A 282-nucleotide genomic window follows, 5' to 3' on the forward strand; every position below is an offset into this window, starting at 1 on the left:
AGCGAGCCGCGCTCGCCGATCGCGGAGATCGTCGCATCGATCAGCGCCTTGCGGCGCACTGGCTCCATTCCGATTTTGGGCATGTTGGGATCCGGTTCGAGCCAAGATTATTTTTTATTGACGGATCAATCAATAAAAAATCGACACCGGGATCAATCGATCGTGTCGCTCTGGCCCATCCCAAAGGCTGGAAAACGGTTCATCGTTGAACAATATTGAATCTCATGCCGCGGCAGGATCGTGCTAGCGTGTGTTGAGGTTCAGGTCAGGCCGGCATCACCT

The 282-nt window shown here is 53.9% G+C and carries 1 pseudogene; it reads right to left on the reverse strand.

Annotation, left to right across the window (positions count from 1 at the left end):
- A pseudogene (locus EN857_RS34315) lies at positions 1–83 on the reverse strand (transcriptional regulator BetI); the annotation flags it as partial.
- Positions 84–282: the final 199 nt, after the last annotated feature.

The sequence above is a fragment of the Mesorhizobium sp. M4B.F.Ca.ET.214.01.1.1 genome (assembly GCF_004791545.1).
In the GTDB taxonomy this organism is placed as follows: Bacteria; Pseudomonadota; Alphaproteobacteria; order Rhizobiales; family Rhizobiaceae; genus Mesorhizobium; species Mesorhizobium abyssinicae.